The 16,167-nt window shown below is 50.9% G+C and carries 13 protein-coding genes; 7 read left to right on the top strand and 6 right to left on the bottom strand.

Annotation, left to right across the window (positions count from 1 at the left end):
- Positions 1-47 precede the first annotated feature (47 nt).
- The 6 genes from DW096_RS01135 to DW096_RS01160 form a co-directional block, all read right to left on the bottom strand.
- Positions 48-836: an N-acetylmuramoyl-L-alanine amidase-like domain-containing protein gene (locus tag DW096_RS01135; protein WP_120028641.1), complete on the bottom strand. Its 789-nt coding sequence runs from the start codon at positions 834-836 to the stop codon at positions 48-50.
- Between the two features lie 97 nt (positions 837-933).
- A complete protein-coding gene (locus DW096_RS01140) occupies positions 934-4,155 on the bottom strand; it encodes a glycoside hydrolase family 2 TIM barrel-domain containing protein (RefSeq protein WP_009038563.1) in 3,222 nt (1,073 codons plus the stop codon).
- An 8-nt stretch (positions 4,156-4,163) separates the two neighbouring features.
- Entirely contained in the window at positions 4,164-5,051 is an 888-nt protein-coding gene (locus DW096_RS01145; protein WP_005836645.1) for an alpha/beta hydrolase, read from the bottom strand.
- A gap of 18 nt (positions 5,052-5,069) precedes the next feature.
- Positions 5,070-7,061: an OPT family oligopeptide transporter gene (locus DW096_RS01150; protein WP_009038562.1), complete on the bottom strand. Its 1,992-nt coding sequence runs from the start codon at positions 7,059-7,061 to the stop codon at positions 5,070-5,072.
- Between the two features lie 182 nt (positions 7,062-7,243).
- Positions 7,244-7,639, bottom strand: a complete 396-nt coding sequence (locus DW096_RS01155) for a DUF1573 domain-containing protein (RefSeq protein ID WP_005836647.1) — start codon at positions 7,637-7,639, stop codon at positions 7,244-7,246.
- Positions 7,640-7,730: 91 nt separating this feature from the next.
- Positions 7,731-8,438, bottom strand: a complete 708-nt coding sequence (locus DW096_RS01160) for a precorrin-2 C(20)-methyltransferase (protein ID WP_016273623.1) — start codon at positions 8,436-8,438, stop codon at positions 7,731-7,733.
- A gap of 123 nt (positions 8,439-8,561) precedes the next feature.
- On the opposite strand from DW096_RS01160, the gene DW096_RS01165 reads away from it, so the two are divergent.
- The 7 genes from DW096_RS01165 to DW096_RS01195 all read left to right on the top strand — a co-directional run bounded on the left by DW096_RS01165 (position 8,562) and on the right by DW096_RS01195 (position 16,160).
- On the top strand, positions 8,562-9,419 hold the full coding sequence (locus DW096_RS01165; RefSeq protein WP_005836651.1) for a helix-turn-helix domain-containing protein: 858 nt from the start codon (positions 8,562-8,564) through the stop codon (positions 9,417-9,419).
- Positions 9,420-9,509: 90 nt separating this feature from the next.
- The gene (locus DW096_RS01170; protein ID WP_118930807.1) at positions 9,510-10,100 is read left to right on the top strand and encodes a DUF417 family protein; all 591 of its coding nucleotides are present in this window, start codon (positions 9,510-9,512) and stop codon (positions 10,098-10,100) included.
- 4 nt (positions 10,101-10,104) lie between these two features.
- Positions 10,105-11,460 (top strand): FAD-dependent oxidoreductase, encoded by a 1,356-nt coding sequence (locus DW096_RS01175; RefSeq protein ID WP_044468337.1) that lies wholly within the window; start codon positions 10,105-10,107, stop codon positions 11,458-11,460.
- A 102-nt stretch (positions 11,461-11,562) separates the two neighbouring features.
- Entirely contained in the window at positions 11,563-12,735 is a 1,173-nt protein-coding gene (locus DW096_RS01180) for an ABC transporter substrate-binding protein (protein WP_118930806.1), read from the top strand.
- A complete protein-coding gene (locus tag DW096_RS01185; protein ID WP_034529853.1) occupies positions 12,735-13,772 on the top strand; it encodes an iron ABC transporter permease in 1,038 nt (345 codons plus the stop codon). The genes DW096_RS01180 and DW096_RS01185 overlap by 1 nt, the downstream gene beginning before the upstream one ends.
- Positions 13,765-14,784, top strand: coding sequence for an ABC transporter ATP-binding protein (locus tag DW096_RS01190; RefSeq protein WP_005829404.1), 1,020 nt, complete (start codon positions 13,765-13,767; stop codon positions 14,782-14,784). Before DW096_RS01185 ends, DW096_RS01190 begins: the two co-directional genes overlap by 8 nt.
- The gene (locus DW096_RS01195; RefSeq protein ID WP_005829402.1) at positions 14,781-16,160 is read left to right on the top strand and encodes an MATE family efflux transporter; all 1,380 of its coding nucleotides are present in this window, start codon (positions 14,781-14,783) and stop codon (positions 16,158-16,160) included. The genes DW096_RS01190 and DW096_RS01195 overlap by 4 nt, the downstream gene beginning before the upstream one ends.
- Positions 16,161-16,167 lie beyond the last annotated feature (7 nt).

Below are 16,167 nucleotides of genomic sequence, written 5' to 3' on the forward strand. Positions count from 1 at the left end.
ATGGAGAATCAAATCTTCATCGCCTTTTCCATATATAGTATTTCATTTTATTTCTTCATCCTCAGTACCCGTATTCCCGTCCACTTATTATTGTCTTTCAGCATTTGGGACAAGGGGACTTTGGAGACGACCACTTTCTTGTCGGTAGAGGAAGCGTGTACCAGCAGGAGTTTGCTATCCGCATAGAAAGCGATTCCCATGTGGGCTACATCCAGCCCCGGAGTGTTGGTGGTGATGGCTATGATATCGCCGTCTTTAATCCACGGGAGACCATCGGCGGGAAGTTTGGCTTTGGGAAGATAGTGAACTTCCTTGCCGGACAAGGATTGTTCAATCTTCTTCATTTTGGCTATGTTCTCCGGAGAATTTGCCAGCTGCTTGTAAAGTTGGGGATGGGAAGACATGTAGGAGATAGACAACCGTTCGGTGTCGGGACTCATGGCGCCCGTTACATCCTGAAGGAAGCCGTTGCGTACGCCATTGTTTATCCAGTCGGCAATATAATGCAGGCGGGAAGTGTACCCGTCGATTTTACCGTCACGGTAACGGATTTTTTGCAGGTTATCGGCGAAAGCGCTTTCCGAGATGTCTCCGTCGGCCAATTTGGGGGTGAGTGTCTCTGCCAGTACATATTCCACCAGCGTGGTACAGTCTACTTCATCGCAGTTGATGACGAGTTCTTCGGGACCATCAGCCTCCAACGTATGGGCTACGTATGGCACATCCAGATACTTTATTCCATTGCTCAACATATCTTTCCCTCCCTGGGCAGAAACGGAAGTTACCATGGCTGCGGCGCAGAGGGCGCTGAACATAAATTTAGTCATTGTTTTCATTTTTCTTTCTTTTGATTATTATTGTTCTTGAACGTAAAAAGGATGCAGCAAATTTACTACATCCTTTTTATAAAAGCTTAATCCGGAGGGATTAAATTCAATATTGCCGGATTAAATATTTATAATCCTCCTTTTTATCGAACGGAACAAGGGAGAAACCGTATTCAATGGCGTTCTCTTTGCCCGGACGAATCAGATAGGGCTCATGGGCGGTTGCGCCCCAACTGTCGTCTCCACCGACACCCATCATGCGGTAATCAATGAACAAATCGACCATCTTTTCCGGCAGAGGGTCGGTGAGGTGGCGGTGATGGGTCTTTTCGGTACGCGGAGCGCCGTTGTCAATCGTATCGCCGCTGTCCATACTTTCCAGGGGATAGTTGGAGGCGTTCAGCTCAAAGGTGCGGTCGGCGATGAGCAGCAGGCCCCGTTGCGTCTTATCGGTAAAGGCACACCAATAGATATCTGTGCGATGGTTGTTCTCTTGTGGGCGGACATACGGCTCGTACATGTTCTTGACCGGGATGGCATACTCTCCGATGAACTGGGAGGTACGGCGGTCTCGGTAATTCTCTTTCGGACCGCGACCGTAGTAGGTCAAGTCTGTAAAGCTTTCCGGCAACTGCATCCGCAGGCCTACACGCGGTATCATCGGAGCTTGGTCTCCTTCGGCCACGAACCGGTTGTCTACCTTGATGACTCCGCTGGCATATATCTTATAGGTGATGTCCCAACGGGCGTCTGTCTGTGGAAAACGGTAGGTCACCTTTATTGTCGTGGCATTGCTGCCCGGAGTCACTTGGAAACTTTCGGCTTTTGGTTCCTGGTAGCTTGCCTCTTTCCAGGCTTTGAGGCGGACGGGGAGGTTGGCTCCATAATCATTGTCCGTCGGTGCACGCCAGAAGAATGGCCGGGGACCCTGACCGTTCAGTATGTACTCGTGCTTCTTGTATAAATAGGAGGTGAGCAGACCGCTTTGCTTGTCGAAGGTGGCTTTGAAGTCGGGACCGGAGAACGCCACCAAATTTCCCTCTTCCTTAGAAGTGGCGGGCTGCTGTGCCGTAGCCTCTTTCTTGTAGAAAGTATGGACGTAGGTCTGTTCGCGTGCGATGACCGTGCCGGCCGGGAGGAAAGGCTCTGCCGTCTTGATGGCTGCATAGAACTCGATACGCACATCTCCCGTTGTCTGTTTCTCTTTGGGTATGCCGTTCAGGAAGCCGGTGGTTACCGTCTTGCCCGGTGCGGCATGGATATTTTCAATCTTGCCACGGTAGACTTCCTTTCCGTGGTCGCGGATGATGTAGTAGAAGTCGTACTTGTCGAGATTGGTGAAGGAGAAATCATTGCGGATTTTCACGGTGGAAGTCTGCTTGTCGAAATCAAGGAACTTGATGTTCTGGTATACTTTTCCCATCTCTTCTGTCTGCGGCTTGACACTGCGGTCGGGGTATACCACGCCGTTGATGCAGAAATTGCCGTCGGAGGGCGTGCCGTTCTCGCCATAATCGCCGCCATAGGTCCAGTATTTACGGTCGTCGTCTGTCTTGGCGGCAAAGCCCTGGTCTACCCAGTCCCAGATACAGCCGCCCTGGAGGATAGGATATTTCTCGATGATGTCCCAGTAGTCCTGGAAGTTGCCGAGGCTGTTGCCCATGGCATGGGCATACTCGCAAAGAATGAGGGGACGCGTCATCTCCTTGTTCCGGGCATACTTTTCCAGATAGGAAGGGGAAGCGTACATCGGGCAGTAGATGTCCGTATTCCATTCCAACAGTGCGCGTTCATACTGGATGGGACGACTGTCGAGCGTCTTCAAGGTGTTGTAGGTAACGTAGAAATTCAATCCGTTTCCGGCTTCGTTGCCCAGCGACCAGATGATGACTGACGGATGGTTCTTGTCCCGTTCGTACATATTCATGGTACGGTCGAGGTGGGCATTCATGAAGAGCGGATTGTTTCCCAGCGTGCCGCCTACACGCAGGTCGTAACCCATGCCGTGGCTTTCTATATTGGCTTCGTCGATGACGTAGATACCATATTCGTCACAGAGTTCGTAGAAACGTTCCTGCTGGGGATAGTGACAGGTGCGGACGGTATTGACATTGTATCTCTTCCAAAGCTCGAAATCTTTCTTCATCAGTTCTTCGGAGACATAGTGACCGGTATTCTCGTTGTGTTCGTGATAGTTCACGCCTTTCACGAGGATAGGTTGTCCGTTTACCAACAGTTGTTTGTCCTTGATTTCCACTGTGCGGAATCCTACTTTGCAGCTTGTCGCTTCAATCACATCTCCATTCGGGCGCTTTAGGCTGATGACAAGGGTATAGAGGTTGGGCGTTTCGGCTGTCCATTGCAAAGGTTCCTGGATGGTTTTCTTGGTGAACTCCACCTCTGTCTGGTCACCGCTGACCTGAGTAGAGGACTGGGCTATCTGCTGGTCGTTCTTGTCCAGCAGGCGGTAACCAACGACAAATGGGGAATTTTGTCCGCTTTCATTGGTAAACTGCACCTTTACCTTGAGGATACCGTTCCGGTAGTTCTCATCCAAAGGAGACTCCACCTTGAAGTCCGTGAGATGGATTTGAGGCTGGGCATATAAGTAAATGTCCCGTTCGATACCACTGATGCGCCAGAAGTCCTGGCATTCCAGATAGTTGGCATCGGAAAAGCGGTGTATCTGAATGGCAATGACATTCTTCCCTTTCTTGGCAATGGCGCTGACGTTGAAACGCGCCGGAGTCTTTGCATCTTTACTCATGCCTACAAACTTGCCGTTGAGGTAGTAGAAGGCTGCCCCGCGTACGCCGTCGGCACTCAGGAAAATTTCCTTATCGTCCCAGTCTCCCGGAAGAGTGAACTCGCGGCGGTAGGTGCCGGTGGGATTCCATTCTTGGGGAACGTATGGAGGATTGGGCTTGTCCCAATAAGGAGGATAGCCCGAAGAACAGAATTCATAAGGCTGGTTCACATAGATGGGCGTGCCGAATCCCTGCAACTCCCAGTTTCCGGGTACATTGATGTCCGGCCAACGGCTGGCGTCCACACGGTCCATCATGAAGTCCGTGGGGCGGTCGGCGAAGGCTTCCACGTAATGGAATTTCCATTTCCCATTAAGGGATAAGCGGAAGGTTCCGTTCTTGCGGTCATTGATGACGGCATCAGCCTCCGTGACGTAGGAGGTGAACGTGCTGCGGGCAGGCTCCCGGTTGATGCTTGTCAGCTTGGGGTTGGTAATCTCTTCGTAGCGATTGTTCTCCTGAGCAGTCAGGGCAAAGGGAAACGCTGCGAGGCAAGTGAGTAAAAAATACTTTTTATTCATAATTGCTTTTATTTCTTTGTGGTAGGTTCAGAGACCGGGAATACGAGCCCTTCACGCAACCACTTCTCCAGTTCTTCCGTCCATTGACGCTTGTAGGTGAAGTTGTCCCGGAATCCCCAGCCATGTCCGCCGGTGGGGTAGGCATGCAGGCTGGCAGGTACTTTATGGTCGCGCAGGGCAAGGAAGTAACCGATGCCGTTGATGGGCGGCACCGCGTCATCGTCCGAAGAAAGCATGATGAAAGCTTGCGGAGTGCGTGGGGACACTTGCCTTTCGAGGGAGTATTTTTGTTCCAGTTCCTGAGATGGATTTTCTCCGATAAGGTTCTTACGGGAACCTCCATGGGTAACGCCTTTCTGCATGGAAATCACCGGATAGAACAAGATCTGGAAGTCGGGACGGGTCTTGTCACTGCTGTATAGTGTGGCAAGCGAAGCTGCCAGATGGCCGCCGGCAGAAGCGCCCATGATGCCTACACGCTGAGGATTGACACCCCATTCGGCGGCATGTTCGCGTACCATGCGGATGGCTTGTTCGGCATCGGAAAGGGGCACTTCATGGTGCCCGTTGGGCATACGGTATTTCAGTACTGCATAGGTGATGCCTTGTGTGTTGAACCAGGGAGCCATGTCGTGTCCCTCGTGCTTCATGGCCAGCCCCCCGTAGCCGCCTCCCGGACACATGATGATGGCCATGCCGTTGGGGTGGGAGGCAGGGTACACCGTAAGGGTAGGGGTGGTGACATCGGACACCCATTCGTTGTTATGGTTCTGTCCGGAATTGGTCAGTTCGTTGTTATTGGGGGCACCGTTGGGCCATAGGGGCAGCTCAACGGGCTTTTGTGCAGATAACATGGTCGCTGCAAATAGAAAAGATAAAAGTAGAATCTTTTTCATGTTCTTGGTATTTAAAAGTTATTTGGTTTTCATGGAAGCTTTGATGAGGTAGAATATCAGAATGGCATAAGCACCCAGCGCCAGCACTTCGGACCAGGTGTTCTGCAACCATGCATCGTTTACGAGGTTGATTCCTCCGAAACGCATGGCAGCACTTGCCACGCCCATCAATGCACCGCCGGCAATGAAACCGGAGGCAAGCAGGGTACCTTTCTCCCCGCGTTCGGCATTGAGAGCGGCATCCTTGCTGCGGCTGGTCACGTACCAGTTGATGGCACCGCCCACTACCAACGGAACATTCAGTTCCAATGGGATGAACATACCCAATGCAAATGCCAGTGCGGGAATCTTGCAGAAATTGAGGATGACGGCCAGCACTGCACCGATACCGTAGAGCGGCCAGGGCGCACCCACACCGTTCATCAACGGTTCGATAACGGCCGCCATGGCATTGGCTTGCGGAGCGGCCAGCTGTCCGCTGGTGAAACCGTATGTCTTGTTTAGGATAATCATTACACCACCTACGGTAGCGGCAGAAACGATGGTTCCGAGGAACTTCCAGGTCTCCTGCTTGGCAGGCGTGCTACCCAGCCAGTAACCGATTTTCAAGTCTGTGATGAAGCCTCCCGCCATGGACAGTGCCGTACATACAACACCACCCATCACCAGTGCCGCAACCATTCCTCCGGGACCTTTCAGCCCTACGGCTACCATGACTACGGATGCCAGGATTAATGTCATCAGCGTCATTCCGGATACGGGGTTTGTGCCCACAATCGCAATGGCATTGGCTGCCACGGTGGTGAACAGGAAAGCGATACCTGCAACAAGCAGGATAGCTACAATGGTATGTGTCAAGTTGCCCTGCATCACATCGAAGTAGAAGAAGAGAACAACCAGCAGCAGCGTGATGATGGAACCGATGGCGATAATCTTCATAGAGATGTCCCGCTGTGTGCGTTTCACACTGGCTTCCACGTTGGACTTACCTCCCATTTCCTTGGCAGCCAGTCCTACAGCGCTCTTGATGATGCCCCAGGACTTGATAATGCCGATGATGCCTGCCATGGCTATACCACCGATACCGATGCTCTTGGCGTAGTATTTGAAGATTTCTTCCGGAGCCATGGCGCCTACGGTTGCCGTGATTTCGGGGTTCCATTGGTTCAGTACGGAGTCTCCCCAAATCATGGACATGCCGGGGATGATAATCCACCATACGGCCAGCGAACCGGCACAGATGATGGACGCGTATTTCAGTCCTACGATATAGCCCAGACCGAGCACGGCAGCACCCGTATTAACCTTGAATACCAGCTTGGCTTTCTCGGCCAGCATTTCGCCGAAGCCGCATACGCGGGTAGTGAAATTCTCGTTCCACCAGCCGAAGGTTGCCACGATGAAGTCGTATAGACCTCCGATAATACCAGCCATGAGTAATGGTTTTGCCTGGCTTCCGCCCTTTTCACCGGAGACGAGCACTTGTGTGGTGGCTGTCGCCTCGGGGAAGGGATACTTGCCGTGCATGTCGCTCACGAAATATTTGCGGAAGGGGATAAGGAAAAGAATACCCAGCACACCTCCCAGCAGGGAACTGATAAAGACTTGTGCAAAGGTGACGGTGATTTCTTTCGGATAGGTCTCTTGGAGAATATAGAGTGCCGGAAGGGTGAAGATGGCACCTGCCACGATGACGCCCGAGCTGGCACCGATAGACTGGATAATGACGTTTTCGCCCAATGCGTTTTTGCGTTTGGCGGCACCCGATACGCCGACGGCAATGATGGCGATGGGGATGGCGGCTTCGAATACTTGTCCCACCTTCAGCCCCAGATAGGCGGCTGCGGCCGAAAAGAGGATGGCCATCAGAATACCCCATGTCACCGACCAGGCATTTACTTCTGAATACTTCTTATCCGGGCTCATCAGAGGGTTGTACACTTCTCCCGGTTTCAATTCACGGAACGCATTTTCCGGTAGTCCGGTAATAGGTTCTTCTTCTTGTTTCATAGGTTTTGTAGTTTTATGTTTTTCTTTAATAGACTTCAAAGATAGTGCAAACCGAATGCAGGATAAAATGAGCAAGCTCATTATTATTCTGCTGAGGTGCAGCCTATCTTCGCATTTTAGGCAAAGAAAGCAAAAAAAAAGGAGATTTAAAAAAATCTCCTTAATTCTGTATGGTAAAATGCTTATTTGGCATCTTTAGCGGTCATGTCCCCTTCGATAAATAATCGCATGATTTCCGTTTTGGCATTGGTGCGCAGGGTAATGGATTTCTTGAAGTGTCCGGGGTATCTTCCGGTTCCATTATAAGTTACTTTCACTGTTCCAGTCTTTCCCGGTGCTATCGGTTCTTGTGAATATTCGGGAACGGTACATCCGCAGGAAGCTACAGCCTGATGGATGACAAGCGGAGCATCGCCTACGTTCGTAAACTTAAAGGTGTAGCTGACCACAGGACTGTTTTCGGAGAATGTGCCGAAGTTGTGGGTGGTCTGTTCGAATTTGATGTCTGCCTTTCCTTGTGCATAGGCATAACCGATGCTCATAACCAGCAGCATCATATAAAAAACGACTTTCTTCATGTTCTTATCTTTTTTATATTTCAACGGCGCAAAGGTAACCCATTTTCATTAAAATAATGCCTATGGCGTGCGAAATTGTATTAAATCGGGCTCAAAAGGTCTCTGTACGAATGATAAGCAGGGAAAAATAGGGGAAGCGGATGGTCGCTATCCGCTTGCTGTCATTGATATACTTCTCTTCCGGAGTGCCTACATTCTCAAAATAGTGATACCGGTATTCGGGATGCAGGCGGATGCAGCGGTGAATCTCATCGGTGCATCTGGACAACTTCATGATGACAACCGCACTGTTTTCGCTTGTCAGTTTCTCTATCTCTTCTGTCGTAGTAATGCCGGGTATCACCGTCAGCCGCTCTTCCTGGCTGGCCACATGGAGCCCGCCCAGTGCGCCGGCGGCAATGAAGGCGGGGATACCGGGGATGTGCTTCACGGGGATGCCGTCTGCCTGCAGTTTGTCATATACATAATGTATGGAAGAGTAGAATCCGGCATCTCCTTCGGCAACGATACAGACCTTCTTTCCTTGTTGCCGGAGGGTGGAGCTCTCCATATAGACCTCGTCGTAGGCGCTCAGGGCTTTTTCGCGCTGTTTGCTCATGGGGAGTGGAAAGCGGTGCACCGTGTTTTCCGGAATGTCGAGTTGCAATAGGATGTCGGCTGCGCGTGAAACTCTGTTTCCATCTTTGGCCAGTGTCTCGGGACAGAATATACAGTCGGCTGTCTGCAGGGCTTTCAAGCCTTTTACGGTAATCAGTTCCGGTTCGCCGGGACCGAGAGATACAAATATGACGGGGAACATTTGCATGAAGACATTAAAGGTTAAAAATTAAAGAACAGCAAAACGGCTACAAAAGTGGGGAAATAATCTGTAGCAAACAAGATATTCGCTATCTTTGTTATTTACTAAAACAATCTGTTTTTTATGGATTATCAACTGAACACCCGTTTGAATGGCAACATAGCCATGACTTCCAGCTACCATGAGCGTGCGTCGCTGCAACGTGACAAGACTCTGTACAAATTCATTTGGGTACAGAGCGGTACGCTGACTCTGGAAATAGACCATATCCCCATGCGCCTGGAAAAGGATGAAATCGTGACCTTGACCCCGTTGCATCACCTGGAGGTAAAAGAGGTGGACGGTGAATACCTGACGTTTGTATTCAACAGCAATTTTTATTGCATCTATGGACATGACAACGAGGTCTCTTGCAATGGATTCCTTTTTTATGGCTCTTCCAAGGTGATGAAACTGGCACTTTCTGCCGGGCAGTCTTCCAACTTGCATGACATAGTCCGCATTTTCCGGCAGGAATCGGTCATCCATGACAATCTGCAGGAGGAGATGCTGCGCATTGTCTTGAAACGTTTCATCATTACCTGCACACGCATTGCGCGCCAGCGTTTTGGGGTGGGGCAGGAGAAGGAAAAGACGTTTGACATCATCCGGCAGTATTACGTATTAGTGGACCGGCATTTCAAGGAGAAGAAGCAAGTGCAGGATTATGCCGATATTCTTTGCCGTTCTCCCAAGACACTTTCCAATCTGTTCTCGACCTGCGGGTTGCCTTCCCCTTTACGGGTGATTCATGACCGCATTGAGGCAGAAGCCATGAGATTGCTGCTGTATACCCACAAAAGCGCTAAGGAAATCAGCTCCATTCTGGGCTTCGAAGACTTGTCCGCGTTCAGCCGTTTTTTCAAGAAAATGACCGGCGAGAGTGTCTCGGACTACCGGAAAAGAGTGAAACGGGAAGAATTGCCAACTGTTGCGGAATAATTGCCATTTCGTACGTGGTGGAAAACAAGGAACTTTGCAAAAACAAAAATCAAGTCATATTACTGAAACCATTTAAAAAGTAGAACAAAGATGAAAACGAAATTGCAAAACTTGTTTATGGCTGCGTTGACGCTGGCCGCTTCCACTCAAAAGTTGGGTGTTAATTTGATTCGTGTAGCCATCCTGGTTATTTTCGTATGGATTGGTGGGTTGAAATTCTGGAATTATGAGGCTGAAGGGATTGTCCCTTTTGTGGCGAACAGCCCGTTCATGAGCTTCTTTTATACAAAGAGTGCCCCGGAGTACAAGGAGTATAAGCTGAAAGAGGGCGAGTTCAATGAGGCGAAACATCAGTGGCACGTGGAGAACAATACGTATGGTTTCTCTCACGGTCTGGGCATTCTGATTATGACCATCGGCATCCTGACATTTCTGGGGATATTCTCTCCGAAAATCGGACTGGCGGGAGCCGCACTTGCCATTGTCATGACAATAGGTACCCTCTCTTTCCTGGTGACAACCCCTGAAGTGTGGGTGCCCGACTTGGGAAGCGGGGAGCACGGCTTTCCGTTGCTGACGGGGGCAGGGCGCTTGGTCATCAAGGATACGGCCATTCTTGCCGGTGCCATTGTCGTACTGTCTGACAGTGCAAAAAGAGTATTGAACCAATTAAAGAAATAGAAGTATGAAACAGTATGATGCCATTATCATCGGATTCGGCAAAGGTGGAAAGACACTGGCTGCCGAGTTGGCAAAACGGAAGCTGGACGTTGCCGTAGTGGAGCGTTCGGAAAAGATGTACGGAGGGACATGTATCAATATCGGTTGCATTCCCACAAAAACATTGGTGCATGCGGCAAAGCATGCGGACAAAGACGCTTCTTGGGAGGTCAAGAAGGCATACTATCGTCAGTCCATTGCAAGGAAGGAAGAGGTCGTCTCTTTCCTGCGTCAGAAGAACTATCACAATCTGGCCGACAATCCTCATATAACGGTCTATACGGGTATCGGCTCCTTTGCAGGTCCGGATGTGGTGGAAGTTGGGATGGTGGAAGGGACATTACAATTGCAAGCTCCCCGGATATTCATCAATACGGGTGCCGAAACCGTCATTCCACCGATAGAGGGGATACAAGGTAACCCACGGGTATATACCAGCACCTCCATTATGGAACTGACTGAGCTGCCGGTACAGCTCGTCATTGTAGGCGGGGGATACATCGGACTAGAATTTGCTTCCATGTATGCTTCATTCGGTTCGCAAGTCACGGTGCTCGAGGGCTCTTCCGAACTGATATCCCGGGAGGACCGGGACATTGCGGACAGTGTCCGGGAGGTATTGGAACAGAAAGGAATCGTTTTCAGGCTGAATGCACGCGTGCAGTCCGTGAAAGACTCTGACGTCATTTACCGGGATGCGGTCACGGGAGAGGAACATCAGTTACACGCAGATGCCATCCTGCTGGCTACCGGCCGGCGTCCGAATACGGCTGGCTTGAATCTGGCGGCGGCAGGTGTAGAGGTGAATGAGCGCGGTGCCATTGTGGTGGACGACTATTTGCAGACTACCAACCCCAAGATACATGCTATCGGTGATGTAAAGGGCGGTTTGCAGTTTACCTACATTTCTTTGGATGATTACCGCATTCTGCGCGAAGACCTTTTCGGGGCGGGAGAACGCAAGGTGTCCGACCGTGACCCGGTGAGCTATTCGGTATTCATCGACCCGCCGCTTTCACGCATCGGGCTGAGCGAAGCGGAAGCACGCAAGAAGGGATTGAATATAAAGGTCAACAAGCTGCCGGTAGCCGCCATTCCGCGTGCCAGGACTTTGGGCGATACGAACGGACTCTTCAAGGTAGTGGTGGACGCCGATACGGACAAGATTTTGGGATGTACGCTGTTTGGCCCGGAATCGAGTGAGGTCATCAACCTGGTGGCAATGGCTATGAAGACCGGGCAGGAATATACCTTCCTCCGTGATTTTGTCTTTACACATCCCAGCATGAGCGAAGCGCTGAATGACTTGATGGGCTTTTAAAGATTATTTAGGCACAGTATCCGTCAATTTGCAGGAGGAGCATTTGCGTATCTCCCCAAAAATGACGAATATTGTGCCCGAATTCCATAAACCCCGATAATCATGACCCGGATATCTGCCATAGGCATTGCACTGCTGTGCGTTTTATGCGTAACCTCCTCTTGCGGCTTAAAATCAAGACAGACTGCTACCGAATCTTCTTCCGAAACGGGCTATTCTCCGGTTATGACAGACACGGCAGCTACCATTGTACCGCTTTATGCCAAAGGCTATACGGTGAAGTACTTGCCGCACCATGTCCGCCTGGTGGATATACACGACCCTCAGAAAGAAAACGGCAACACCTTCCATTACGCACTGGTACCGAAAGGCATAAAGCCTGCCGGCATACCGAGCGACTATACGGTGATAGAAACACCGGTGGAGCACGTTATGTGTATGACATCCCTGCAACTTTCCAACTTCATCCGTCTGGATGCCTGCAATTATGTGGTGGGCATCACCAGTACGCGCCATCTCTTCAACAAGGAGATGAACGACCGTTTGAAGTCCGGCGAGACCGTGAAGATTGGTATCGAAGGGAACTTTGATAATGAAGTGATAATGAGCATGAATCCGGATGTTATCTTTATCTCTCCTTTCAAGCGGGGTGGATATGATGCCATGCGGGAAATCGGTATTCCACTGGTTCCCCATTTGGGATATAAGGAGATGACCCCGTTGGGGCAGGCTGAATGGATAAAATTCATCGGCATGTTTATAGGCCAGGAAGTGGAGGCGAATGAAAAGTTTGCTGCGATAGAGAAGCGCTATAACGAATTGAAGGAGCTGGCTGCCAACGTGAAGAAGCGTCCGATGGTATTCAGCGGCGAGATACGGGGTGGCAACTGGTATGCAGTGGGAGGAAAGAGCTTTCTTGCCGAACTGTTCCGTGATGCCGGTGCGGATTATTTCTTGAAAGACGATCCCCGTTCGGGAGGTGTCACGCTGGATTTTGAAACCGTATATAGCCAGGCGGAGAGTGCCGACTATTGGCGCATTGTCAACAGCTATGACGGGACATTCACGTATGATGCCTTGAAGTCCCTCGACCCGCGTTATGCCGACTTCCGTGCGTTTCGTGAGAAGGGAGTGGTATACTGCAACATGCGTGAGAAACCCTTCTACGAAAGTATGCCCATGCAGCCCGAAATTGTATTGGAAGACTTGATACATGCTTTCCATCCCGATTTGTTGCCTGACTATAAACCGACTTACTACGAACTGCTGAAATGATAAAAAGACCCGTACTTCCGTTGATGTTGCTGACACTGGCATCTATCTTTCTTTTTTTCCTGCTGAACCTGCTTTTGGGGTCGGTTCACATTCCTCTGCGCTCCGTGTGGAACATATTGTGGGGAAATACGGATGAATCCGTTATTTGGCAGAATATTATCTGGAAGTCCCGCGTGCCCCAAGCGTTGACGGCATTGGTGGCGGGAGCAGGGCTGTCAGTCAGCGGTCTGCAGATGCAGACGGTGTTCCGCAATCCGCTGGCAGGGCCTTCGGTATTGGGCATCAGTTCAGGTGCCAGCCTGGGTGTGGCTTGTGTGGTATTACTGTCCGGGGCGATGGGCGGTGTGGCATTGAGCCGTTTGGGGTATATGGGCGAGGTTGCCTTGTCGGTTGCCGCCATTATCGGTGCGCTGGCTGTGATGGCGCTCATTGTCTATGTCTCCCAGAAGGTGAAGGGCAACGTGACGCTGCTGATAATCGGTGTGATGATAGGCTATGTGGCAAGTGCCGTCATCGGCGTATTGAAATATTTCAGTGTGGAGGAAGATATACGTGCATATGTCATTTGGGGATTGGGTAGCTTTGCCCGTGTTTCGGGCGACCAGATGGTGCTGTTTGTCTGCATCATGGCTGTGCTGCTTCCGTTGTCCTTCCTGCTGATAAAGACGATGAATCTGTTGCTGCTGGGCGATGGCTATGCACGCAATCTGGGACTGAACATCAAGCGGGCACGCCTGCTGGTTATCTCATGCTCCGGCGTGCTGGTGGCTATTGTAACGGCCTATTGCGGTCCGATTATGTTTATCGGATTGGCGGTTCCCCATCTGTGCCGTGCCATCTTCCACTCTTCGGACCATCGGGTACTGATGCCTGCCACATTGCTGGTAGGCGCTTCCCTGGCATTGGTCTGCAATCTGATAGCCCGTATGCCCGGCTTCGAGGGAGCTTTGCCGGTCAACTCGGTGACGGCACTGGTAGGTGCGCCGGTAGTGGCTTCTGTACTTTTTAGAAAACGGAAAGGAGAATTGAATGAATAAGGAAACCATACATATAGAGAATCTTTCCATCGGTTACCCCGGTAAGGGGGATGTGAAAGTGGTGGCAGACGGCATTTGCGCCGGAATTAACAGTGGTGAGCTGACTTGCCTGTTGGGAGCCAATGGAGTGGGGAAGTCCACGCTGCTTCGTACGTTGTCTGCCTTCCAGCCAAAACTTGGAGGAAACATATTTATTGAAGGAAAAGAGATTGGGGACTATACCGACAAGCAGCTTTCGCGCGTCATTAGTGTGGTGCTGACGGAGAAGTGCGATATACGCAATATGTCCGTCGTAGAACTGATAGGTCTGGGGCGTAGCCCCTACACCGGTTTCTGGGGAACTCTTTCGAAAGAGGACAAGACTGTGGTGGACAAATCCATCGCCCTGGTAGGCATTCCCCACCTGGCACACCGCATGGTGCATACGCTGAGTGACGGTGAACGGCAGAAGGTGATGATAGCCAAGGCGCTCGCCCAGGAAACTCCCGTCATCTATCTGGATGAACCGACAGCTTTCCTTGATTTTCCCAGTAAAGTAGAGATGATGCAACTGCTTCACCAGCTCAGCCGGCAAACGGACAAGACGATTTTCCTTTCTACTCACGACCTGGAACTGGCCCTGCAGATAGCGGACAAAATATGGCTGATGGACAAGGTGAACGGCGTAACTATCGGTACGCCCGAGGACCTTTCGTTGAACGGCAGCCTGAGCAACTTCTTTGCCCGTAAGGGTATTGCCTTTGATTTGGAAACGGGACTGTTCAGGGTAGCCAATGAATATACCTCCCAGATACGCTTGGCGGGCCACGGGCAGAAGTATGCCATGGTGCGCAAGGCACTCCAGAGAAACGGGATTCTGGCAAACCGGAATGTTGAATCGGAGATTTATATCGAAACCGGAGATTTGAAGGGAGACGGCAGCTTCGTATTCCATCGACCGGGCAAGGAGCCGGTAACAGTGTACTCCATTGAGAAATTGCTGCAAATAGTCTTGTCATTCCATTCCCTATGATGCACCATTCTGCAAAGGATAATTATGTCCACTTAACGACGACTCCGGTCCCCCGGCTGATTACGTCATTGGCTGTGCCGACCATCATCAGCATGCTGGTGACGTCCTTCTACAACATGGCAGATACCTATTTTGTGGGTAAAATAAATACCCAGTCTACGGCTGCCGTAGGTATCGTGTTTTCTGTGATGTCCATTATCCAGGCTGTGGGATTCTTCTTCGGTCATGGTTCGGGGAACTACATCTCCCGTAAGTTGGGGGCGCAGGAAACGGAGAGTGCCGAGAAGATGGCATCCACCGGCTTCTTTTTTGCCTTGTTTATCGGAGCGGCTCTGGCTGTGCTGGGATTGCTGTTCCTTACACCGCTTTCCCTTGCTTTGGGGTCGACGCCTACTATTCTTCCGTATACGGAGCGCTATTTGGGAATCATTCTGCTGGGTACTCCTTTTATGACCGCCTCATTGGTGCTGAATAACCAAATACGTTTTCAAGGTAATGCGGCGTATGCCATGGTGGGGATTGTGAGTGGGGCGGTCATCAACGTGGTGCTCGACCCTATCCTGATTTTTGTATGCGATATGGGCATATCCGGTGCCGCACTTGCCACAGTAGTCAGCCAGATATGTAGTTTCATCCTTTTGCTATATATGGGGCGCAGAGGAGGAAATATACGTATACGTTACAGAAACTTTACGCCTACACTGGCTTTCATCAAGGAAATTATTGGGGGTGGAACTCCGTCACTCACCCGGCAGGGACTGGCAAGCGTGGCAACCATTTTGCTGAACGTGGCGGCCGGTGCATATGGTGACGCAGCTATTGCAGGGATGTCCATTGTGACGCGTATCTCTATGTTTATCAATGCTTTCCTAATTGGTTTCGGGCAAGGCTTCCAACCGGTATGCGGATTCAATTATGGTGCCGGGCTGTATGCCAGAGTGCGCCAAGGATTCTGGTTCTGTGTGAAGGTAGGCTTTTTCTTTTTGCTGGTTTGTGCGGTGGCAGGTATGGGATATGCCGAGGAGATTGTCTCCATCTTCCGCAAGGGAGACCCTGCTGTTGTAGCTACCGGTGCGGCAGCATTGCGCTGGCAGTTCATCACCTATCCGTTGGGTGCATGGATTGTGGTCAGCAACATGATGCTGCAGACTATCCGCAAGCCCGTACGCGCTACGATACTTTCCTCTGCCCGTCAAGGGCTGTTCTTCATCCCCCTCATCTTCATTCTTCCTTATTTCTTAGGACTGAAAGGGGTGGAGATGTGCCAGGCGGCGTCGGACATGCTGACCTTCTTCCTCGCCATTCCATTGACCTGCGGGGTGCTGGCGGAGATGAAGAGGAAGGAGGCGGAACAACTGCAACAGCGGCAATCTTGAAGTTTCT

The sequence above is a fragment of the Bacteroides sp. AM07-18 genome (assembly GCF_003602695.1).
GTDB classification, from domain to species: Bacteria; Bacteroidota; Bacteroidia; order Bacteroidales; family Bacteroidaceae; genus Bacteroides; species Bacteroides uniformis.

Excerpts from the sequence above, each read along its gene's own strand:
- DW096_RS01165 (WP_005836651.1), top strand. The coding sequence starts at position 8,562 with ATGGATTATCAACTGAACACCCGTTTGAATGGCAACATAGCCATGACT.
- DW096_RS01140 (WP_009038563.1), bottom strand. The coding sequence starts at position 4,155 with ATGAATAAAAAGTATTTTTTACTCACTTGCCTCGCAGCGTTTCCCTTT.
- DW096_RS01160 (WP_016273623.1), bottom strand. The coding sequence starts at position 8,438 with ATGTTCCCCGTCATATTTGTATCTCTCGGTCCCGGCGAACCGGAACTG.
- DW096_RS01190 (WP_005829404.1), top strand. The coding sequence starts at position 13,765 with ATGAATAAGGAAACCATACATATAGAGAATCTTTCCATCGGTTACCCC.
- DW096_RS01175 (WP_044468337.1), top strand. The coding sequence starts at position 10,105 with ATGAAACAGTATGATGCCATTATCATCGGATTCGGCAAAGGTGGAAAG.
- DW096_RS01145 (WP_005836645.1), bottom strand. The coding sequence starts at position 5,051 with ATGAAAAAGATTCTACTTTTATCTTTTCTATTTGCAGCGACCATGTTA.
- DW096_RS01195 (WP_005829402.1), top strand. The coding sequence starts at position 14,781 with ATGATGCACCATTCTGCAAAGGATAATTATGTCCACTTAACGACGACT.
- DW096_RS01180 (WP_118930806.1), top strand. The coding sequence starts at position 11,563 with ATGACCCGGATATCTGCCATAGGCATTGCACTGCTGTGCGTTTTATGC.
- DW096_RS01150 (WP_009038562.1), bottom strand. The coding sequence starts at position 7,061 with ATGAAACAAGAAGAAGAACCTATTACCGGACTACCGGAAAATGCGTTC.
- DW096_RS01170 (WP_118930807.1), top strand. The coding sequence starts at position 9,510 with ATGAAAACGAAATTGCAAAACTTGTTTATGGCTGCGTTGACGCTGGCC.
- DW096_RS01155 (WP_005836647.1), bottom strand. The coding sequence starts at position 7,639 with ATGAAGAAAGTCGTTTTTTATATGATGCTGCTGGTTATGAGCATCGGT.
- DW096_RS01135 (WP_120028641.1), bottom strand. The coding sequence starts at position 836 with ATGAAAACAATGACTAAATTTATGTTCAGCGCCCTCTGCGCCGCAGCC.